This is a genomic window from Klebsiella sp. 10-1 (assembly GCF_009758445.1).
In the GTDB taxonomy this organism is placed as follows: domain Bacteria; phylum Pseudomonadota; class Gammaproteobacteria; order Enterobacterales; family Enterobacteriaceae; genus Klebsiella; species Klebsiella scottii.
Window position 1 is genome coordinate 343,341 of sequence record NZ_WQRE01000001.1, and the last position, 20,612, is coordinate 363,952.

Sequence of the window (20,612 nt, forward strand, 5' to 3'; positions counted from 1 at the left end):
TGCTGCAATCAGTATGCGCTTAAGAATTTACCCAATGCCGCTCATATTTTTGCCTGGTGACGAATTTGCAGCGTCGCCGGCAGGTAGCGCTGCAGCGGCTCCGGGGCCGCGCCGTCGATTAGCTGGCTGATGAGGTCATAGCAGTGCCAGGCCAGCTGGCGATTATCCTGCTGGACGGTATCAATGCGCAGCGACAGCGAGTCATACAGATAGTGGTCATCAAAGCTGGCGAGGTGGATGCCGGAATCCAGTAAATTATGCTGGCTCATATAGCGCAGCACCCCTTCCAGCAGGCCGCAGGCGGCGGTGAACAGCGCCTTCGGCGGTCGCCCCAGCCGCGCGCAGAGCGCGGCAAACATTTCGTAGCCGGAGCTGGGATGATAGTTGCCGTTAATCACCCATTCGGGGCGGAGCTCAACGCCCGCCTGCGCCAGTCCCTGGGTGAAGCCGGCCAGCCGGTCCCGCGAAGGCGAAAGCCGCGGCTGGCCGCCGAGAAACCAGAACTCGTCGGCGTGTTGGGGGGCGATCCGTGAGATCAGCTCGGCGGTGGGGGTGATGGAGTCGGTCATCACCAGCGGCAGGCTGCTGCCGCTGGGGCTGCGGTCAAACAATACTACCGGCAGCTGTTCGCTGAGCTTGAGATAATCCGCGTCGTTGTGCATGCAGGAGGCGACGATCAGCCCGTCAACCTGGCGGGCAATCATATTATTGACCACCATGCTTTCCTGAGCCGGGTTTTCGTCGGTGCAGGAGATCAGCAGCTGAACGCCCGCCTCGCGGCACAGCATCTCCAGCTCATGGGAGAAGACCGCGAAGCCGTAGTTGGTGATTTCAGGCACCACCAGTCCGATGGTATGGCTGCGGTTATCGCGCAGGGAGCGGGCGTGAATGCTCGGCTGATAGTGCTGCTCGCGGGCTATGGTCTGGACGCGTTCGCGGGTTTCCTGAGCCACGCGCAGCTCTTTGCCACGACCGTTCAGCACGAGGCTGGCGGTCGCTTTCGAGACGCCCGCCAGCTCGGCGATATCTTTAATGGTAACGCGTTTGGTTTTCATCACGACAGCATACGCCCGAAATTAAAACGCTGATTCTACCATGCATGGCCGCAGCGGCCAGTAGCAGAATGCAGCCGGCGTCGCACCGCTGAAAATCATTTGTCCGGGATACTGTGGGAAATAGCGGCTGCTCATCACGCCTTCCCCTCCGTTGATGAAAACCTCAACGCTTGAGCTGTCGCATAAAATCCGCAGGGCATGCACCTCTCCCCGCCAGTAGCGGTAGAGCGCTTCGTCGGAGGCCAGGCTGCGCCGTTCGAGGCGAATGCCGTCGGCGTCGAGAGTGAGCTTGAGGGCGCCGCCGAAATCAATCGCCAGCTCGTCGCCGGGCGCGACCTCAAAGGCGATGTCCACTGGCGCCAGCGGCAGGGTTGGCCCCTGCCAGCTGCGGGCTTCACCGCGCAGGTCCGTCAGTTCGCGCACCGGATGCTGGTAGAGTTTTCCGTCGCGTAGCTCCAGCTCCCGCAGGCAGGTCATCTGGTGGATCCAGCCGTGGGCGAGGGTCGGCTGGCGCATCTCTTCGCCGTCCGGAACCCCCATCCAGCCGACCAGCAGCCGACGGCCGTCGGCGGCCTGCATGGTCTGCGGGGCGTAAAATTCGAACCCGGCATCCAGCTCATTAAGCGCGCCGTGGTCAAAGCTGGCGCTGGCGTAGTCGAAGCGGCCCGCCATCCACACGGCGGGGTAGGTGTTGAGGTAGCGGTCGGCCTCGCGGGCGATGCCCTGGGGGCAGCAGATCAGGATATGCTGGTCAGCGAGCGGGAACAGATCCGGACACTCCCACATATAGCCGGCATCGTGCAGGCCGTTGACGTCGCTGCCGGCAATTTCGCCTTCCGCCTCCCACTGGTGCAAATCCGCGGAGCTGAACAGCAGCACCTTACCGCGCTTTTGCAGGTCCTGGGCGCCGAGGACCATGTACCAGCGGCCTTCGTGCTGCCAGACCTTCGGGTCGCGGACGTGGCCGGTATAGCCCTTCGGCAGCGGCAGCACCGGGCCGGTTTTGCTAAAGGTACCGTCGCTGTTTTCCGTTGCCAGGCACTGCCACGCGGTTCTGCTGCCGTCTTCAAACTTCACGTTGCCGGTGTAGCACAGGGTCAATTTTCCGTCGTTATCGACGGCGCTCCCCGAGTAGCAGCCGCTGCGGTCGTACTCTTCGTCCGGCATCAGCGCGATCGGCTCATGCTGCCAGTGCAGCAGGTCGGCGGAGCTCCAGTGCCCCCAGCACTTGAACTTATGATCGCAGGCTATCGGGTTCCACTGATAAAACAGATGATAGCGCCCGGCAAATTCGATAAAGCCGTTAGGATCGTTCATCAGGCCGGTGGTCGGGGCCAGGTGCCACTGCGGATAGTGGCTATCGCGCAGCGCGCGCGGCTGGCCCTGCATTACGGCCCGTAAAATTGCCGGCAAACGTGAAGGAAGTGACATTATTCAGCGTCCGTTTTGTATTTCAGCAGCAGGGAAACGGTGAAGGCCACGCCGAAGGCGATAACCATCCCGATGATGTAGTTCAGCAGCGAGCTGGCCTGCACGATAGCCATGCCGGGGATCGCCGTCAGCCCGACCGCCGTCATGTAGACGTGCATCGAAACCACCCACGCGCCGCCCGCCGCGCCGCCGATAAGGGCCGCGATAAACGGCTTCACGAAGCGTAGGTTAATACCGAATATCGCCGCCTCGGTGATCCCCAGCATAGCGGAAAAGGCTGAGGGCAGGGTGATGGCTTTGATTTTGGCATCTTTGGTTTTAAACCATACCGCCAGACAGGCGCCGCCCTGGGCGACGTTGGCCATGGCCCAAATCGGCAGCAGGAAGTTGACGCCGATCGACGGGTTGCCCAACAGCCCTGCCTCAATGGCGTGGAAGCTGTGGTGAATGCCGGTGATCACGATAACCGAGTAGAGGCCGCCGAACAGCAGCCCGGCCAGCCAGCCGGCGTGGGCGATCAGGGTGCTAAGAATAAACGAGATGCCATCACCCAGCGCGCGGCCGGCGGGGCCGATAATCAGCAGAGCGATAAAACCGGAAATGATAACCGTCAGGAACGGCGTCAGGATCAGATCGAGGGCGTCAGGGATCACCCGGCGCAGCTGTTTCTCGACGATGCTCATAAACCATACCGCCAGCAGCACCGGGAATACCGTGCCCTGGTAGCCGATCATGGCGATTTCCAGACCGAAAAAGTTCATCGAATGGAAACCGGCGGCCACGCCCCAGGCGTTGGTGAGCGCCGGGTGGGTTAAGATGCCGCCCAGGGTTGCGCCGAGATAAGGGTTGCCGCCAAATTCGCGTGCGGCGGTGAAGCCAATCAGGATCGGCAGAATGATAAATGCCGCCGAGCTGCACATATCGAGAATGATATAGATGGCGTTGCTCGGATCGACCCAGCCGTAGGTTTTTACCATCCCCAGCAGGCCCATCAGCAGGCCGGAGGCGACGATAGCCGGGATAATGGGGACGAAGATGTTCGACAGCAGGCGCGCAATGCGCTGGAAGGGGTTGAGCTTTCTCGCCGCAATATTGGCGGCTTCCGACTTGCTGGACTCGCCGATCCCGGCGGCCTGGATAAACGCGGCGTAGACTTTGTTCACGATGCCGGTGCCAAAGATAATCTGCATCTGGCCGGCGTTATTAAAGCAGCCCTTCACCCCTTCGATTTCGCCGATGGCCTTCTTGTCGGCCAGCGAATCATCGACCAGCACCAGACGCAGGCGCGTGGCGCAGTGCGCGGCGCTGGCGATATTTTCCTTACCTCCCAACAGCGGAAGCAGCGAGCGGGAAATGTGTTCGAAATCCATAGTACCCTCTGAATGCGTAATGATTTGCGTGTTTGGTCCCGTGGTGACGGGGGCGCAGTCTCTGCGTTGTTATTGTGTCCGGGGCGATGAAACGCGCTTTGTCGCCCCGGTTGTTTCTGTCGTCAGGTGTTAACCATCAGAACCAGGTTTCCATTTGCATACCGAACGACCATTCGCCGCCCGATTTAAAACCGCTGCTGCCTAAAGCGTCATCGCTGGCGTAATTATCCAGTTTTTTGCTCCAGTCCATCCACGAGGTGTAGAGACGGATCTCCGGACGACTGAAGAAATCACCGATGCTGCCGACCTTAAAGGTCGGTGCGAAGGTGAGCTTATAGAAGCTACCGTTCACCGCATGACGGTCGTTATAGCCCTCGGGTTTGAGATCCATGTATTGGTAGGTGCCTTCGTAAGCGAGGGCGAAGTTCTGGTTGATCTCCTGAATCAGACGCATGTTGAGGGTCGCCCACTGATAGCTGTCGCCATCGACATAACGGTCTTTACTGCTCTGCGCCAGTACCGCCGGGGCGATAAACCAGTTCTCGCTGAGCGGCGTGGTGCCGTAGCTGGCGAAGCGCCAGGTATTGGCTCCCGGACGCAGTGCCCCGTCGGAACCGAGGCCTTTCACCTCTGCGCCCAGACCGTGCCCGTAGAGCAGGGCCGTTTTGCTGCTCCCTTCCCGTAGGCCGTAAAAACTGTCGTTGTGCAAACCGAGTAGCGTATGTACCCCGGTATTTGCCGCATCGCCTTTGACCAGATTGCCGTTGGTATCTTTCCGCTCGTCATTATCTTTCGCCCGCATCCCGCTGACCATCACCTGCACCGGGCCGATGAAGTTGTTCATGCTGAGGATGTAGTTCTGCACGCTATTGCTCGAATCATCAATATCGCCGAAGTTGCGTCCGTATAGAGAGAAGTTACTGCGCAGACTGTCGTTCCACTTCACGTCGTAAATACCGCCGCCGGTACCCGCGAGGAATACCACGTCGGAATCGACCCAGTGAATATCAAAGTTGTCGCGGTCAAAGCGTTTCCCGGCCCACAGGGTTGAACCTTTGAACGGTCCTTCGAAGGTCGGCAGGTTGCCCAGTTCTACGAAAGCCTGGCGAACGTTCAAATCGCTGGTGCTTGCCGTCCAGTCGTTGTAGGTGGTTTGTCCGTCGGCCACCATCACTTTGAAGCGGGTCGTCGCGCCGTTATCCAGGGTCTGCTTATGTTCAAGATTCATTTCAACATAGGTGTCGGCCTGGTTCCCCAGGCGGCCGATAGCCCCACCGGTTTCCCCCGCAGGCGTCATATATGCGCCGGATTTAGTACTGGAGGCTGAGTCGTTCATGATTACGCCGGAGCGGGCGTAGCCGTGGAACTCAAAGCCGCTCTTTTCATCGGCTTTCTTCTCCAGCTGGGCGGTGCGCTGGGCTACCTGCTGGGTGTTGTCCTGGGTTTTCTGCTGCTGCGTGGTGAGCTGCTCGACTTTCTTCTCGGCCGACTCGGCGCGGTTTTCCGCGGTCTGCGCCCGGTTTTCCGCGTCCTGCAGGCGTTTTTCCAGGGCGATCAGACGGGCTTCGATGGTGCTTAAATCCGTTTGCGCATGGGCCGATCCGGCACCGGTTAGCAAAGCAATAAGGACGGCAAGTGTGCGTTTTTTATACATGCTGTTCGCATCCCAAAGGTAAATTGAATGGTGTGTTGTTTTTGCTAAACCGGTTTAAGTCATATGTTAAACACGACTGATAACATCTTGAAATGAATTTTGCTAAACCGATTTAATAATTGTGACGGAGGCAACAAAGCGGGCCGTTGAGGACGGCCCGCGGGGGATCAAAACTGGCGATTGAGATCGTGCTGCCAGGGGAGGGCGGTCATGGCGCCTTTGGCGGTGGTCGCCAGCGCGCCGCAGGTCTGCGCCAGCAGCAGCGCGGGCTCCAGCGACGCCAGGTCGGTGGGTATTCCGTTGGCGGCGAGGCTGGCGAGCAGCCCGGCGACGAAGGCATCGCCAGCGCCGGTGGTGTCGACGCTGACCACCGGTTTCGCCGCAAAGTGGATCGTCTGCTGCTGGAAAGCCGCCAGCACGCCGGCTTTACCCTGGGTGACCAGCAGCAGCTCCGGGCGGTAGCGCTGGGTTAAGATGGCGATACCCTGCGCCAGATCGCTGCTGCCGCTGATAAGGACCAGCTCCTCCTCTGAGAGCTTCACCACGTTGGCAAGCGACAGCGCCCTGTCGAGGCAGGCCTGCAGCAGCGCCGGGTCCTGCCACAGGTCCTCGCGAATATTGGGGTCGAAGCTCACCCAGCCGCCGACGCTTTTTATCTTCTCCATCGCCGAGAAGGTTGTGCTACGGCTTGGCTCAGCGCTGAGGGCAATAGAGCAGACGTGGAGCCACTGGCGGGGCGCGAAGAGCGGTAAATCCTCCGGCTGCAGGAAAAGATCGGCGCTGGGGCGCACCATAAAGGTAAAGGTTCGCTCGCCGTAGCTGTCGAGGTCGACCACCACGGTTGACGTTCTCTGCTGCGGGTCGAGGCGCATATGGCTCACGTCGACCCGTTCCTGACTCAGCGTCTGGTACATAAAGCGGCCGAAGGGATCGTCGCCGACGCGACCAATAAATCCGCTCTCTCCGCCGAGGCGGGCAATGCCTACCGCGACGTTGGCCGGCGCGCCGCCGGGACACTGCAGCAGCCGCCCTCCGCTCTCCGGCAGCAGGTCCACCACCGCATCTCCGACCACCCAGACTTTTGCGTTCATGCTCATTTCACCTCATTGCTAAACTATATTAAACCGGTTTAGCTTTATTAAAGCATAGCCCTGTGCAGATCGAAACGCCGTGATGCGTAAAGTGGGAGACAGGACAAAAAAACGCGGCGCCAGGATTGACGCCGGAAAATGGCCGCCGGGCGCGGCGGGAATATGCCCGTTTTGCGATCGGGGATGAAAAGGGCGACTTTTCCGATCGAATGGTCGATACCCGTCGCCGGACGTGGAAAGCGGGCGAAGCCGCGTAGCGGCAGCAAAAGAGAACGTTGTTCAGGCGCGTAATGCCTTGCACTCCGCGGTTGGCGGGGAAAATACCCGGATTGCCTCGCTATCTCTCTCGATCGCTCATTCCCGCACCAGGCCGGCGCTGTTTAACATTCCCCCGCCTACGTCGGCACCGCGCTACCGACCAGACCGTCAATAATCACCTGCATGACCCCCTGGGAGCAGGGCTCAATGCGTCCCCGCACGCCGTACACCTCGGCTAATATCTGCGGAGTAATAACCTGCGACGGAGCGCCTTCGGCCAGCAGAAGCCCCTCTTTTAACATCAGCACGCGATCGGCATGGCGTAGGGCGATATTAATGTCATGCACCACCACCAGGGTGACGATGTTGCGCCTTCGGGTCTCTCTGCGCACCAGATCCATCACGTGAAACTGATAGTTTAAATCCAGCGCGCTGAGCGGCTCATCGAGCAGCAGCAGCGCAGGCTGGCGGATAAGCGACTGGGCCAGGCCGACGAGCTGCTTCTGCCCGCCGGAAAGCCTATCGAGGTAGCTTAGCGCCAGATGTTCAATGCCCAGCTGGCGCAGCAGGGACATCACCTGCGCCTCGCTTTCCGCGCCGTGCAGCCCGCCGGCCGCGCGCTGGGCGACGATAATCGACTCCAGCACGTGCAGGTGGACGCCCGCCGGCAGCGTTTGCGGCAGATAAACCACCTTTTCCGCCCGCCGGGCAAACGGCAGCGCCAGCAGATTTTCCCCGTCAAGCGACAGCTCGCCCGTCGAGGGGCCCAGACCGGCCATCGCCCGCATCAGGGTCGATTTACCGCTGCCGTTGGGGCCCAGCAGGGCGGTGATTTTACCGCGCGGCAGCTGCGGTACCGTCAGGTCGCGGATAACCTGGCGCTTCGGATAGCCGGCGCTAAAGCGCGACAGCGCCAGTCCGGTACAGGTGTGCGGATTCATACGTTCCCCCGATGGCGTAAAATGATGCTCAGAAAGAACGGAACGCCAACCAGGGAGGTGACGATCCCTACCGGAATAATGGCGCCAGGGATCAGATTCTTCGACGCCACGGACGCCAGCGACAGCACCAGCGCGCCGATCAGGGCGCTGGCCGGGAGATAAAAGCGATGGTCTTCGCCGAAAATCAGGCGCGCGATATGCGGGGCCACCAGACCGATAAAGCCAATTGGACCGACGAACGCCACCGAAATAGCCGACAAAATGCTGATCCGCAGCAGGGTGGTTAAGCGCAGGCGACGCACGTTAATCCCGAAGCTCATGGCCCGATCTTCGCCAAGGCGCAGCGCCGTCAGCTTCCATGAGCTCAGCATCGATAGCGGCATCACCACCGCCAGCACCGCGAGTAAAATACCGACCTTCTGCCACGAGGCGCGGTCAATACTGCCCATAGTCCAGAACACCAGCCCCTGCAGCGTGTCTTCGTTGGCGACAAACTGCAGCATCGAGACCAGCGCGTTGAAGGTAAAGACCAGCGCGATACCGAACAGAATCACCCCGGAGGAGGCCACCTGCGTCCAGCGGGTAATGCCGTCCAGCAGCAGCGCGGCCAGCAGCGCGAAGATAAACGCGTTGGCCGAGATAAACCACTGGCTGGGGATACCCGGAATGCCGATCCCCAGCACGATGGCCAGCGCCGCGCCGAACGCCGCCGCCGATGAAACGCCAAGGGTAAAGGGGCTGGCCAGCGGATTGTTGAGGATGGTCTGCATCTCCGCTCCGGCGAGGCCGAGCGCGAGGCCCACAATAATCGCCATCAGGGCGTACGGCATGCGGATATCCCAGACGATGACCCGCGTTCCGGCGCTGGCGCCGGCAGGATCGATCAGGGTTTGCCACAGCGTATGCAGCGGCATCCCGGACGGGCCCATCATAAAATCGAGCAGCAGCGAGGTGACAATCAGCACCACCAGCAGCAGCATAAAACCCACACGGCGGCGCACGATGCGGCGATAGTTTGCCATCACCTCCCGTCCGGCGCTGAGGACGCCGATGGCGGATTCAGTCGTCGAGCTCATGGGCACTTACTCACCTTGTTTCCAGGAAAAGACGAAGGGCAGATCGGGCAGCGAGGTGAAATGGCGCACGATATAGCGGTAACTATCATCCGGATTAAGACTGTTAAACGTCTGCGGATAGATATCTTTCGCCAGATACTCCATGCCGACGATATTCCACGGATGGTTGTAGAAGTGGTGATAAATCCCGTAGGCCCGGCCGGCCTTCACCGGCGGAATGTCGCTGACCCCGGTCCGCGACAGCAGAACCTGAGCCTGAGCGTCCACCTCCTGCTGATTAACCCGGTAGCCCAGCGGCAGAACCTGGCTGTTGCCGCGTTTTGAGCCGGTCATGATATAGGCGTCGGGCTTCATGCTGATAACCTTCTCCAGCGCCACAAAACCGGAGGCGCCGGGCAGCACCTGCGCGCCGATGTTGTTGGCCCCGACCGCTTCAACCAGCCCGCCCCAGCCGCTGTGTCCGTGGGTAAAGCAGCAGGCGTCGCTATTGCCTGCCAGTGCCTCCACGAAGACATTCGCCTTTGGCTCGATGGCCGCGGTTTTCTGGCGAATGGCCTGCAGCTGCTGGCGATAGTAGTCGGTATAGGCTTTAGCGTTGTTTTCACGGTTGAGCACCTGGCCCAGCAGGTCGATGCTCGGGGCGGTATCTTTCGCCGGATTCACTTCGTAATCGACAAACAGCACCGGAATATTGAGCGCGCCGAGCTTGCTGATAATGCCGCTCTCTTCCAGCGCCGGCTTCGCGCGCAGCTGGGCAATCATCAGGTCCGGCTGGCGGGAAATCACGCTTTCAAGGTCAATATTGCCCTTGTCGCTAAAGCCCATATCAAGAATGCTCGCCGACTGCGGCCACTTCTGCTGCAGCATTTTCCAGGTTTCAACATCTTGTTTTTTCGCCAGATTATTCCAGGCGACCAGCCGCCTGAAGGGATTATCCCGGTCCAGAAGCGCCAGCGCCATAATATCCCGGCCATCCTGCAGGATGATGCGCTGCGGCTCGTGCTGGAGAGTAATGCTGCGGCCGTCGAGGTCGGTTACGGTGAGCGGATATTGGGTGGCATGGCCGTATAGCGGAGCGGAGATTAGCGCAGTGAAAATAAGCGAACCTACTGATTTTATTGCCATAATGTGAGTTCCGTTTGCTAATTATAAATATAATGATTTTGATAATTATTCTCGTGTGAAAATAAACGGCAGATATATGAATCGTTGATTTCATAAAATGTAACAACTTTACTGGAATTTATAAGAGTGGCCGGAACCCGCCATTCGCTGCTTAAAAAACAGGCAATTAACGTTAAAGGAAGTTTTAAGAACTATCCCTAAAGCCAAACGGCAGCATCTTGTGCCATGCTGAATGCGACTCATAACAATAAGCACGTTAGAGAGGATATTATGAAAAAGGCAATGATTGCGTTATCTGCGATTCTGGTAGCAGCTCCTGTTTTTGCTGCGACAACCACCACACACGCAACTGATGAAACCGTCGCGGCGGCCCATGAAGGGGCAAACACGGCGAAAGAAAAACTGCATAAGGCCCAGAATGAGGGCGATGAGCTGAAGCTCAAATCCCAGCACGCGGCTGAAGGCAAAAGCGATAGCTTAGGCAGCAAGGTCAGCGAAGGCACGCAGAAAACCTGGAACAAGACCAAAGAAGGGACTGAGAAGGGTTGGGATAAGACCAAAGAAGGGACTGAAAAAGGCTGGAATAAAACCAAAGCCGCCACCGAGAAAGGCTGGGATAAAACCAAGCAGGGTGCTGAAGATTTAAAAAAGAAAGTCACTGAGTAATCACTGACTGTTCCACATAAAAGGGCCGCGCAAGCGGCCTTTTTATTTTGCTATTTCAGGCGTAATCCCCACAGTTCGATTAAGGTAACTGCCCCGGTAATATGCCAGGAATACTCCTGGTTATCCCGATACTCACCGTTTCTCCACATTCTGGCGGTAAAAAGGAAATACATCAGGAGGTGGACAATGAAAAAGATTATTTCTCTGGCGGTTATTTTATCCTGCACGTTAACGTCTCTGGCCTATGCCGATGGCCCGAACGGCAACAACAACCCCGGCCAGCAGCAGGTATGGCAAAATGAGTCCGGGCACGGAAAAACGGACGGCAATCGTCAACAGGGCCCCGGCAACGGGCCGCAGGGAAAGCAGGCGAACGGCCATCAGGATAGTGGCAATAATCGCGGACCGAATCGCGGCGAGCAGGAGCGCGGTAAGGCTTCGCAGGCGCGCCATGAGCAGGAGCATTTTGCCTGGAACGGCCATGACTTCCGCAAAGGACAGCCCGCGCCTGAGCGCTTCCGCGGCAATGCGTATCGGATTAATGACTGGAACGATCGCGGCCTGCCGGCGCCTCCTCAGGGGCAGCACTGGTCCTATATTGACGGCAACTACGTCCTGATTGCGGCGGCGACCGGGATCATCACCTCAATTCTGGTGAATGGTCTTCTCAACCACTAGCAGTCGATATCCCGGAGCGGTATTCCGTACCGTCTCCGGGAATGCCCGCCGTCAAGCCAGGGACGACGCTGCTCCCTGTCCCCGAACCCGATCCCGATCCGTGCGGCCTGTTCTCTATTTAGCCCATCATCCGGCCAGTCGCTGTAGCCGTTAATCATAAAAGGCCACGACGGTTCGCCGCCGCTTTCTGCGAAAGGGAAATAGCCCGCTCGTTGGCGCGCTTTTTTAATGCGTCGGGCGGCGGCGTATTTTCCCGGGCCGCTTGATAAACCGCTGAATAATCATTAGTAAATAAGATGACGCCCCCCTCAGGAATTAGAAATCCTGCTTGCATTAAACGCTTATCCAGATAAGTTATTCAGTCTGAGTATATTCTTCGTCCTTCAGGTTTTCAGCGCCGCTGGAGCGTGAATTATTGAAGATATCTTTACCCAATGGCTTTTGAGTTGCGGCAAGGCGGCAGCGCATCCCCCCGGAGCTGACATAAGCAAGCGGCCGTACGCCGCGCCCGTCGGGGCGAAACCTGGTATTGCCAACGCAGATGCGGCCTGAAAGACAGGGGTATATCTTATTTCCCGGAGACCGGCATGACAGATTTTGTAATTCCAGAAATAAAAGCAGCTGAAGATGAAATGATTGCGATCCGTCATTATTTACATGCCAATCCGGAATTAAGCCTGGAAGAGTTTAATACCAGCGAGCTGGTGGCCGGAAAACTGGCGGAGTGGGGCTATCAGGTGACCCGCGAGCTGGGAAAAACCGGGCTGGTAGGCTCATTAAGCAAGGGCGACTCGCCGCGCACCATCGGGCTGCGCGCCGATATGGACGCGCTGCCGATTTTTGAAACCACCGACCTGCCCTGGGCCAGCACCGTTGCGGGAAAAATGCACGCCTGCGGCCATGACGGCCACACCACCATTCTGCTGGCGGCGGCGAAGTATATCGCTTCTCCGGCCTGCGAATTTAACGGTACCGTGCACCTTATTTTCCAGCCCGCGGAAGAGGCCATCGGCGGGGCGGATTTAATGATCAAAGACGGGCTGTTCGAGCGTTTCCCCTGCGATCGTATTTTTGCGCTGCACAACATGCCGGGGCTGCCGGTCGGCAAGCTGGGCTTTTACGCCGGGAATTTTATGGCCTCGGCGGATACGGTCAAAATCACCGTTCATGGCTACGGCGGGCACGGCGCCCACCCGGACCGCACGGTTGACCCCATTCTTGCCGGCGCGGCGCTGGTCATGGCCCTGCAAAGCATCGTCGCCCGCAACGTGCCGCCGGGAGAAACCGCCGTTGTCACCGTCGGGACCTTCCAGTCGGGCATCGCCTCCAACGTCATTCCGGAAAGCGCGGTCATGGAGCTGACCGTGCGGGCGATGAAGCCTGAAGTGCGCGATCTGCTGATTAAACGCATCCACGAAATCACCGAGTTCACCGCCAAAAGCTACGGCGCAACCAGCGAGATCGAGGTTTATGACTCCTATCCGGTGCTGACGAACAGCGTTGAGGAGACCGCGTTTGCCAGGGAGCTGGCGCTGGAGGTCTTCGGCAGCGAGAAGGTGCTGCCATCGATCTCGCCGATGAACGCCCGCGAAGATTTTGCCTTTATGCTGCAGGCGCGTCCGGGCTGCTACTTCCTGCTGGGCAACGGCGAGAAGGGCGGAAAGGGCAGCTGCATGGTGCATAACCCGGGCTATGACTTTAATGATGACATTATTAGCACCGGCGCGACGCTTTTCGCCCGGTTAGTTGAAACGTACTGCCGCTGATCTCTGGAGCTCGTAAATAATGAAAAAATCTCTTCTGCTGTGGGTTGCGCTGATGGCCTCAACGTCGGCGCTGGCCGCAGAAAATAAGGAAATTCGCTTTGGCGTCGATCCGACCTTTGCGCCGTTTGAATGGAAGGACCCGCAGGGCAAGCTGGCGGGTTTCGATATTGATTTAGGCAACGCCATCTGCCAGCAGCTGCAGGCCAAATGCGTGTGGGTGGAAAGCAACTTCGACGGCATTATTCCGGCGCTGAAGGCGCGTAAATTTGATGCCATTCTGTCCGGTATGTATATGACCGAGAAGCGCAAAGAGCAGATTGGCTTTAGCGATAAGCTCTATAACGGCCCGGTGTTCCTCGTGGCGCGCAAAAATACGCTGAGCGGCAATACGCCGGAGCAGCTGAAGGGCAAAACCATCGGCGTGGAGCAGGGCTCGGCGCAGGAAACGTACGTTAATCAGCACTGGCGTCCGGCGGGAATTAATATCGTGGCCTATCAGGGCGCCGACAGCGTGGTTCGGGATCTGGAGTCCGGGCGTATCGACGGCGCGGTGCTCTCCGGGATGATGGCGGACTATAGCTTCCTGCAGCAGCCGCAGGGCAAAGATTTCGCCTTCGTTGGCGGTCATTTGCAGGACGATAAGCTGTTTGGCGCCGGGGCGGCCATTGGCCTGCGCAAGGACGACGAAGCCTTACGTCAGGAGATTAACGGCGCGATTGCCAAAATTCTTGCCGACGGAACCTATAAAAAACTGGCCGGGAAATATTTTAGCTTTGACGTCTATTCCGGGACATAATGCGGTTATGCATTCGGCGGGCACGGAAAGCCCGCTTCAGGCTTCCTTTCTCTACTATCATTTCTGACCCTGGCTCGATTTCTCAGGACGCAGAATATAAACGAGACCCTAACTAATTCGAGTTGAACCAGGCCGGGCGCGGGCAACCTGAAGGATGACGGGTCAATAAGGAGTGAACGGCATGATGACACGTCCATTGGGCAAAACCGGATTTTCCATTGCGCCGCTGGTTTTTGGCGGCAACGTTTTCGGCTGGACCTGCGATGAAAAAAACAGTTTTACCATTCTTGATGCTTTCGTTGACCACGGCTTTGACGCTATCGATACGGCGGACGTTTACTCCCGCTGGGCGGACGGCAATCAGGGCGGAGAGTCGGAAACGATTATCGGTCGCTGGCTGCAGGCGCGGCCAGGGATGCGCGACAGGGTCAAAATCTTCAGCAAGGTCGGTTCAGATATGGGGCCTGCCGGGCAGAAGGGACTGGGTAAAGCCTGGGTCCAGCAGGCGGTAGAAAACTCGCTGCGCCGCCTGAATACCGATTATATCGATCTCTATTTTGCCCACTGGCCGGATCCGCAAACCCCGCTGGCGGAAACCCTGGAAGCGTTCCAGGCCCTGCAGCAGGCCGGAAAAATTCGCGCGACGGGCGCGTCAAACCTCGATGCGCAGCAGCTTTCAGCGGCGCTGGAGGTGGCGCGTAAGGGCGGCCTGCCGGCCTGGCAGGTGCTGCAGCCGGAATATAATCTTTATCACCGCTCCGCTTTTGAAGGCGCGCTCTGCGATCTCTGCATCAGCCGCGAGATTGGCGTGGTGACCTACTACAGCCTGGCCTCCGGCTTTTTGAGCGGCAAATACCGCCAGCAGGCTGACCTGACGCAGAGCCAGCGCGGCGGCGGCATCGCTAAATACCTCAATCCGCGCGGTATGCGCATTATCGATACCCTGGAAGAGGTCGCCGGGCAGCACCATGCTAAACCGGCGGAAGTGGCCCTCGCCTGGCTGATGAGCCGGGAAGGGGTGACCGCGCCGATCGCCAGCGCGACCAGCGTAGCCCAGGTTGAAAGCTTTGCTCGCGCCGCCGGGCTGACGCTCAACGCCGCGCAGCTGGCGCGGCTCGAAATTGCCAGCGCCTGACGGCCGCCCGCCGGAGCCGTCGGGCTCCGGTTTTTCCCCGGCTAGCGGTGCGTCGTAACGTTCAGCACCTGCGCGCTGGCGCTCCCCTTTGGCGGCATAAAGGGTCAGGCATCGGCCGTGAGTCTGGCCGCGCGTTTATCGATAATTACGCCGAACTTAAATCCGTCATGGTGCGTTATTAAGGCGGGGCTGACCTGACGAAATATACTCGTTAGGGCTTACCTGTCGTCGGGAATAAAATAATACTTTTGGTTTATATTTAAATCACCCTCCCTCCGGCCGCTAACTAACAATTTAGTGGCCGTTTTATTTACCTCATATATGTCTGCCGGTTAATTCACCGAAAACTTGTACAATAATAAGCTGGTTGGAAATTGGCGCTTATCCATTTTGACCTTATTACTACAGGCTGCGGAATTATTTCTTTTGCTTATCGCTTCTCGGCGAACTGTTGTTAATTAAATATTAATTAATGATTTTTAATTAACATTTGTTTTTTATTTTCAGGAGGTCGCAGTGACTGCGCCATTAAAAAAAATTGTCATTGTCGGCGGCGGCGCCGGCGGGCTGGAGCTGGCCACGCAGCTGGGGCATAAGCTTGGCCGCCGTAATAAGGCTCAGATTATCCTCGTCGATCGCAGCCAGAGCCACCTGTGGAAGCCGCTGCTGCATGAGGTGGCGACCGGATCGCTGGATGCCGGCGTGGATGCCCTGAGTTTTATGGCGCATGCCAGTAAGAATTATTTTGAGTTCCAGCACGGTTCCGTTATCGATATTAATCGCGACGCGAAAACCATCGTGCTGGCGGAGCTGCGCGATGAAAGCGGCGAGCTGCTGGTTGCCGAACGCACGCTTGGCTGGGACACCTTAGTGATGGCGCTGGGCAGCACCTCTAACGACTTTAATACCCCGGGCGTGAAGGAGAACTGTATTTTCCTCGACAGCGCCGAACAGGCAAAGCGCTTCCATCAGCAGATGCTTAACCTGTTCCTCCGGCATTCGGCTAACCCGCAGAACCTCGGCAAGGTGAACATTGCGATTGTCGGCGGCGGGGCGACGGGCGTCGAACTGTCGGCCGAGCTGCACAATGCGGTGAAAGAGCTGCGGCGCTACGGCTATAAGCGCCTGACCAACGAGGCGCTGAACGTCAGCCTGGTTGAAGCCGGGGAGCGTATTCTCCCGGCGCTGCCGGAGCGCATCTCCTCGGCGGCACGCGACGAGCTGACGAAGCTGGGCGTCAAGGTGCTGACCCAAACCATGATCACCCGCGCCGACGAGCGGGGCCTGCATACCAAAGACGGCAACCTGATTAGCGCGGACCTGATGGTGTGGGCTGCCGGCATCAAGGCGCCGGACTTTATGCGCGAGATTGCGGGCCTTGAGACCAACCGGATCAATCAGCTGGTTGTTGAGCCGACGCTGCAGACGACGCGCGATGCCAATATTTTTGCCTTCGGCGACTGCGCCGCCTGCCCGCGTCCGGAGGGCGGATTTATTCCCCCGCGCGGCCAGGCGGCGCACCAGATGGCCCTCTTCACGGCGAATAATATTATTGCGCAGATGAAAGGCCGGCCGCTGAAATCGTTCGTCTACCGCGACCGCGGCTCGCTGGTCTCGCTCTCCGGCTATACCACTCTGGGGAGCATTATGGGCCATCTGCCGGTGGGGCCGATGATGGTGGAGGGGCGTCTGGCGCGTTTGGTCTACGATTCGCTGTACCGTATGCATCAGGTGACGCTGCACGGCTATGTGAAAACCGGCCTGCTGATGCTCTCCGGCGGGATCAACCGCATCATTCGTCCGCACCTCAAGCTGCACTAAAGGTGAGATAACCTCCCGGACGGCGGCGCAGGCGGCGGTCCGGGAGGCGTTAAATCCGGCTGCCCGTCCCGGCGCTAATCCGGCGACAAAACCCTTCGCGTATCATCCTCTAAAATCAGCCGATTACTGTTTTTGCCCTCGGCGGAGGCGATTGCGCTTGCCTGATTTTCGATAATGAGTATAGTTCTCATTCTTCTTTTTGTTTGCAGGCTAAGTAGGGAATGACCTGCGTTAGTGAGTCGCTCACAGGGAAACAGCGAAGGCGTAGGGTGGGGCTCAGTACGATAAGGCTGAAGAAAACAATATCGGCCAGGAGCTACCATCAGGTCATTGATTTTGTAAAGGATACCTCCTGTGAAATACGCTATCCCGGCCCTCGCGCTGGCTATCTCTGCGGTCTTAAGCGGCTGTGCCGCTACCCATACTCCTCCTGTTACTCAACCGGTTGCCGAAAGCGCCGCCGCTGCCGCCGTGGCTCAGCCGCTGAAGCGCGAGCTGGCCGAAGGTCTCTACGAAATGGCGCTGAGCCCGAAAGGCGATGCGCTGTATGTCGCCAGCGCGGAAGGTTTTAAAGACGTGCAGGGCGGGGCGGTATATAAGCTCGACCCGAAAACGCTGAAAACCATCGGCCTGAGCTACACCGACCTGAAAAACTTTGCCGTCCAGATAACCCCGGATGGCGAAACGCTGTTCGTCACCAACTCGCTTGACGGCGGCATCAGCGCCATTGACACCGCCACCGGCAAAGTCAAAAAGCGCCTGCTGTTTAGCGAGCGCAACGAGAAGGGGCTGCCGTACGGCGCGCGCCAGATCCTGCTGCTGAATAATACCCTCTACGTGGGTGCCGTTGCCGATCCGGCGCAAATCTGGGTGGTTGATGCCAATACGCTGAAGCTGAAAGCCCGGATTAAAAATACCGGCAAATGGATGACCGGCCTGCACTATTCCTCGCAAACCGGGCGTCTGTATGCGGCCAACGGCGGCGGGGAAATCCTCGTAATCAACCCGCGCAATAACCGCATTGAACAGCGCTGGAAGCCGCTGGGCGACAAGCCGGCGCTGCTGCTGAATATCGCCGAAGATAGCGAGACCGGCCGCCTGTTCGTCACCGATAACTCAAAAGCGAAAACCACCCTGGTGCTGGATATTCACAGCGGCAAGGTGATTAAGCAGCTCGACGTGGGCGACTCGCTGGCGGTGCTGTTCAACCCGAAACGCAATGAGATTTATATCTCCCAGCGCGAGTCCGGCAAGGTTATCAGCCTCGACGGCACCAGCTACGCGCAGAAACATCAGTGGGATATTCCGGCCAACCCGAACAGCCTGCTGCTCTCAGCCGATGGTCAGACGCTGTTTGTTACCGTCAAGCAGCCGTTTAATAAAGATCATTCGACCAAAGGTCCGGACAGCGTTGCCCGCATCGACCTGACGAGTAAATAAATAAAATTGGCCCGGCAGCGGGCCCTTTGTTTCACTTCTTTTTCTCCTCCACGGGACAAATTATGCACGTCACTCATACTTCATCTTTCCCGCTACGTAAAACGCTGCTGGCGTTAACGATTGGCGCCATCACCCACGGCGCTGCGGCGGCGGACGACGCGGCCGGCAGCAAGAAAAGCGAAGAGGTTATGGTCATCCAGGCGAGCGAAGGCGGCGACTTTAAAGCCGGCGGCGACCTGGTGGTTCCGGCATTCCTTGATGGGCAGATTGCCCACGGCGGCCGTCTGGGCATGCTGGGCGAACAAAAGGCGATGGACGTCCCCTTTAACGTCATCGGCTACACCGCCAAACTGATCCAGGACCAGCAGGCGCGCACCATTGCCGACGTGGTCAGCAACGATGCGGGGATCCAGACGGTCCAGGGCTACGGCAACTTTGCCGAAACCTATCGCATTCGCGGCTTTAAGCTCGACGGCGACGATATGACTATGGGCGGCCTCGCCGGGGTGGTGCCGCGTCAGGTGATGGATACCCAGATGCTGGAGCGCGTGGAGGTCTTTAAGGGCGCCAACGGCCTGCTTAACGGCGCCGCCAGCAGCGGCGTCGGCGGGATGATTAACCTTGAACCGAAGCGGGCTGAGGATCTTCCCACCGCCCGGGTGGGCGTCGACTATACCTCCGATTCTCAGATCGGCGGCAGCCTCGACCTCGGCCGTCGTTTTGGCGACGATAACCAGTTCGGCGCGCGCGTAAACCTGGTGCATCGCGAAGGCGAGGCGGCGGTGGAGAACGACCGCCGCCGGACGACGCTGGCCTCCCTGGGGCTGGACTATCGCAGCGACCGCTTGCGCTCCTCGCTCGATTTTGGCTACCAGAAAAAGACCTTCCACGGCGGCGAGATGGGGGTTAACGTCAGCGGCGTCGACTTCGTGCCCGCGGTGCCGGATAACCGCAAAAACTACGGCCAGAAGTGGGGCTACAGCGATATCGAAAACGAATTCGGGATGGCAAAGGCGGAGTACGATCTCAGCGACAGCTGGACGCTGTACGGCGCCCTCGGCGGCCAGCATGCGCACGAGACCGGCACCTACAGCACGGCGAAGCTGCTGAATAAAAACGGCGACGCCACCGCCGGGCGTCTGGATACCAACCGGATTATCGACGCCTTCAGCGGCATGGGCGGCGTGCGCGGCAATTTCAACACCGGCGCAATTTCCCATCAGATCAACGTCGGCTACTCGGCGCAGATCAAGCGCGATAAAACCGCGTGGCGGATGTCGACGAAAAACCCGGCCATCAATATTTATGACGGCCACGACGTGCCGATGCCGGATAACACCGCTTTTGGCGGCAACTACTTCGACCCGCTGACCACTTCGCGCAGCCGTACCCAGGGCTGGCTGCTGAGCGATACGCTGGGCTTCTTCAACGACAAGGTGCTGCTGACCGCCGCCGCCCGTCATCAGAAGGTGGTGGTGCGTAACTACAGTAATAAAACCGGCGTGGAAGATCCCACTTCGCTCTATACCCAAAGCCGCTGGACGCCGACGGTGGGGCTGGTCTACAAGCCGTGGGAATCCCTGTCGCTGTATGCTAACCATACCGAAGCGCTGCAGCCGGGCAGCGTGGCGCCGAATTCCGCCGCCAACGCCGGGCAGAGCACCGGGATCGCGCACTCGAAGCAGGATGAAGTGGGCGTGAAGGTTGACTACGGCACCGTCGGCGGGTCGCTGGCGCTGTTTCAAATCAAAAAGCCGAACGCGATTTCCGATGCCAACGGCTACTACGGGCTGGACGGCGAACAGCGCAACCGCGGCGCCGAGCTGAACGTCTTCGGCGAGCCGATGCTGGGGCTGCGCCTCAACGGCAGCACGCAGTGGCTCGATCCTGAGCAGAGCAAAACGGCTAAGGGCGCCAACGACGGTAAAGACGCGGTGGGCGTCGCGCGCTTCTATGCGGTGCTGGGGGCCGAATATGATATCAAGCCGGTCGAGGGCCTGACGGCGACCGCCCGCGTTAACCACACCGGTTCGCAGTACGCCGATGCGGCTAACACGAAAAAGCTCGATAGCTACACCACCCTCGATCTGGGCGTTCGCTACCGCATGCGCCTCAACGCCGATCGTAACGAGATGGTCTGGCGCGCGGGCGTCACCAACGTGACCAACGAGAAGTACTGGTCCGGCGTCGATGATTCCGGCACCTATCTGTCGGTGGGCGATCCGCGCACCCTCCGCGTATCGATGAGCTACGATTTCTAAGGCCAAAGCGCGGGGCGGGCCCGGACAGCTCGCCCCTCGTCGCCGGCA

At 58.8% G+C, this 20,612-nt stretch carries 17 protein-coding genes and 2 pseudogenes; 10 read left to right on the forward strand and 9 right to left on the reverse strand.

Going from position 1 to position 20,612, the window contains the following annotated elements; translation table 11 throughout:
* Positions 1 to 41 precede the first annotated feature (41 nt).
* The 5 genes from GO007_RS01625 to GO007_RS01645 all read right to left on the reverse strand — a co-directional run bounded on the left by GO007_RS01625 (position 42) and on the right by GO007_RS01645 (position 6,601).
* Complete coding sequence (locus tag GO007_RS01625; RefSeq protein ID WP_095094745.1) at positions 42 to 1,055, reverse strand: LacI family DNA-binding transcriptional regulator; 1,014 nt, start codon at positions 1,053 to 1,055, stop codon at positions 42 to 44.
* Between the two features lie 21 nt (positions 1,056 to 1,076).
* Positions 1,077 to 2,486, reverse strand: a complete 1,410-nt coding sequence (locus GO007_RS01630; protein WP_095094747.1) for a sucrose-6-phosphate hydrolase — start codon at positions 2,484 to 2,486, stop codon at positions 1,077 to 1,079.
* Complete coding sequence (locus GO007_RS01635; protein ID WP_095094749.1) at positions 2,486 to 3,856, reverse strand: sucrose-specific PTS transporter subunit IIBC; 1,371 nt, start codon at positions 3,854 to 3,856, stop codon at positions 2,486 to 2,488. Before GO007_RS01635 ends, GO007_RS01630 begins: the two co-directional genes overlap by 1 nt.
* A gap of 136 nt (positions 3,857 to 3,992) precedes the next feature.
* Positions 3,993 to 5,510 (reverse strand): carbohydrate porin, encoded by a 1,518-nt coding sequence (locus GO007_RS01640; RefSeq protein ID WP_095094751.1) that lies wholly within the window; start codon positions 5,508 to 5,510, stop codon positions 3,993 to 3,995.
* 167 nt (positions 5,511 to 5,677) lie between these two features.
* Positions 5,678 to 6,601, reverse strand: coding sequence for an aminoimidazole riboside kinase (locus GO007_RS01645; RefSeq protein WP_095094753.1), 924 nt, complete (start codon positions 6,599 to 6,601; stop codon positions 5,678 to 5,680).
* Between the two features lie 146 nt (positions 6,602 to 6,747).
* On the opposite strand from GO007_RS01645, the pseudogene GO007_RS29470 reads away from it, so the two are divergent.
* Positions 6,748 to 6,941 (forward strand): annotated as a pseudogene (locus GO007_RS29470) (hypothetical protein); the annotation flags it as partial.
* A gap of 55 nt (positions 6,942 to 6,996) precedes the next feature.
* Here GO007_RS29470 and GO007_RS01650 read toward each other — a convergent pair.
* From GO007_RS01650 to GO007_RS01660, 3 genes are read right to left on the reverse strand one after another with little or no spacing between them, the layout of a single operon-like run.
* Positions 6,997 to 7,800, reverse strand: coding sequence for an ABC transporter ATP-binding protein (locus GO007_RS01650; protein WP_095094755.1), 804 nt, complete (start codon positions 7,798 to 7,800; stop codon positions 6,997 to 6,999).
* Positions 7,797 to 8,825, reverse strand: coding sequence for a FecCD family ABC transporter permease (locus GO007_RS01655; protein WP_189339833.1), 1,029 nt, complete (start codon positions 8,823 to 8,825; stop codon positions 7,797 to 7,799). The genes GO007_RS01650 and GO007_RS01655 overlap by 4 nt, the downstream gene beginning before the upstream one ends.
* Positions 8,826 to 8,882: 57 nt before the next feature.
* Positions 8,883 to 10,001, reverse strand: a complete 1,119-nt coding sequence (locus GO007_RS01660; RefSeq protein WP_095094759.1) for an ABC transporter substrate-binding protein — start codon at positions 9,999 to 10,001, stop codon at positions 8,883 to 8,885.
* A 270-nt stretch (positions 10,002 to 10,271) separates the two neighbouring features.
* On the opposite strand from GO007_RS01660, the gene GO007_RS01665 reads away from it, so the two are divergent.
* The gene (locus GO007_RS01665; protein WP_095097961.1) at positions 10,272 to 10,667 is read left to right on the forward strand and encodes a hypothetical protein; all 396 of its coding nucleotides are present in this window, start codon (positions 10,272 to 10,274) and stop codon (positions 10,665 to 10,667) included.
* 186 nt (positions 10,668 to 10,853) lie between these two features.
* Positions 10,854 to 11,345, forward strand: coding sequence for an RcnB family protein (locus GO007_RS01670; RefSeq protein ID WP_095094761.1), 492 nt, complete (start codon positions 10,854 to 10,856; stop codon positions 11,343 to 11,345).
* A 154-nt stretch (positions 11,346 to 11,499) separates the two neighbouring features.
* Here the strand turns inward: GO007_RS01670 and GO007_RS01675 are convergent, their stop codons facing one another.
* Complete coding sequence (locus GO007_RS01675; protein ID WP_095094763.1) at positions 11,500 to 11,679, reverse strand: hypothetical protein; 180 nt, start codon at positions 11,677 to 11,679, stop codon at positions 11,500 to 11,502.
* Between the two features lie 253 nt (positions 11,680 to 11,932).
* Here GO007_RS01675 and GO007_RS01680 point away from each other — a divergent pair, with 253 nt between their 5' ends.
* The 7 genes and pseudogenes from GO007_RS01680 to GO007_RS01705 all read left to right on the forward strand — a co-directional run bounded on the left by GO007_RS01680 (position 11,933) and on the right by GO007_RS01705 (position 20,564).
* Positions 11,933 to 13,111 (forward strand): M20 aminoacylase family protein, encoded by a 1,179-nt coding sequence (locus GO007_RS01680; RefSeq protein WP_095094765.1) that lies wholly within the window; start codon positions 11,933 to 11,935, stop codon positions 13,109 to 13,111.
* A gap of 19 nt (positions 13,112 to 13,130) precedes the next feature.
* Positions 13,131 to 13,907 carry an ABC transporter substrate-binding protein gene (locus GO007_RS01685; RefSeq protein ID WP_095094767.1) on the forward strand — a complete coding sequence of 259 codons (777 nt, stop codon included), beginning with the start codon at positions 13,131 to 13,133 and terminating at the stop codon, positions 13,905 to 13,907.
* A 181-nt stretch (positions 13,908 to 14,088) separates the two neighbouring features.
* Complete coding sequence (locus tag GO007_RS01690; RefSeq protein ID WP_095094769.1) at positions 14,089 to 15,042, forward strand: aldo/keto reductase; 954 nt, start codon at positions 14,089 to 14,091, stop codon at positions 15,040 to 15,042.
* 78 nt (positions 15,043 to 15,120) lie between these two features.
* Positions 15,121 to 15,224: pseudogene (locus GO007_RS29025) on the forward strand (aldehyde dehydrogenase family protein); the annotation flags it as partial.
* 334 nt (positions 15,225 to 15,558) lie between these two features.
* Positions 15,559 to 16,863, forward strand: coding sequence for an NAD(P)/FAD-dependent oxidoreductase (locus GO007_RS01695; protein ID WP_095094771.1), 1,305 nt, complete (start codon positions 15,559 to 15,561; stop codon positions 16,861 to 16,863).
* A gap of 354 nt (positions 16,864 to 17,217) precedes the next feature.
* On the forward strand, positions 17,218 to 18,303 hold the full coding sequence (locus GO007_RS01700; RefSeq protein WP_095094773.1) for a YncE family protein: 1,086 nt from the start codon (positions 17,218 to 17,220) through the stop codon (positions 18,301 to 18,303).
* A 62-nt stretch (positions 18,304 to 18,365) separates the two neighbouring features.
* Positions 18,366 to 20,564 carry a TonB-dependent receptor gene (locus tag GO007_RS01705; protein ID WP_095094775.1) on the forward strand — a complete coding sequence of 733 codons (2,199 nt, stop codon included), beginning with the start codon at positions 18,366 to 18,368 and terminating at the stop codon, positions 20,562 to 20,564.
* The last annotated feature ends 48 nt before the right edge of the window (positions 20,565 to 20,612 follow it).

Coding starts and splice junctions, on each gene's coding strand:
- GO007_RS01625 (WP_095094745.1), bottom strand. CDS start 1,055: ATGAAAACCAAACGCGTTACCATTAAAGATATCGCCGAGCTGGCGGGC.
- GO007_RS01630 (WP_095094747.1), bottom strand. CDS start 2,486: ATGTCACTTCCTTCACGTTTGCCGGCAATTTTACGGGCCGTAATGCAG.
- GO007_RS01635 (WP_095094749.1), bottom strand. CDS start 3,856: ATGGATTTCGAACACATTTCCCGCTCGCTGCTTCCGCTGTTGGGAGGT.
- GO007_RS01640 (WP_095094751.1), bottom strand. CDS start 5,510: ATGTATAAAAAACGCACACTTGCCGTCCTTATTGCTTTGCTAACCGGT.
- GO007_RS01645 (WP_095094753.1), bottom strand. CDS start 6,601: ATGAACGCAAAAGTCTGGGTGGTCGGAGATGCGGTGGTGGACCTGCTG.
- GO007_RS01650 (WP_095094755.1), bottom strand. CDS start 7,800: ATGAATCCGCACACCTGTACCGGACTGGCGCTGTCGCGCTTTAGCGCC.
- GO007_RS01660 (WP_095094759.1), bottom strand. CDS start 10,001: ATGGCAATAAAATCAGTAGGTTCGCTTATTTTCACTGCGCTAATCTCC.
- GO007_RS01665 (WP_095097961.1), top strand. CDS start 10,272: ATGAAAAAGGCAATGATTGCGTTATCTGCGATTCTGGTAGCAGCTCCT.
- GO007_RS01670 (WP_095094761.1), top strand. CDS start 10,854: ATGAAAAAGATTATTTCTCTGGCGGTTATTTTATCCTGCACGTTAACG.
- GO007_RS01675 (WP_095094763.1), bottom strand. CDS start 11,679: ATGCAAGCAGGATTTCTAATTCCTGAGGGGGGCGTCATCTTATTTACT.
- GO007_RS01680 (WP_095094765.1), top strand. CDS start 11,933: ATGACAGATTTTGTAATTCCAGAAATAAAAGCAGCTGAAGATGAAATG.
- GO007_RS01685 (WP_095094767.1), top strand. CDS start 13,131: ATGAAAAAATCTCTTCTGCTGTGGGTTGCGCTGATGGCCTCAACGTCG.
- GO007_RS01690 (WP_095094769.1), top strand. CDS start 14,089: ATGATGACACGTCCATTGGGCAAAACCGGATTTTCCATTGCGCCGCTG.
- GO007_RS01705 (WP_095094775.1), top strand. CDS start 18,366: ATGCACGTCACTCATACTTCATCTTTCCCGCTACGTAAAACGCTGCTG.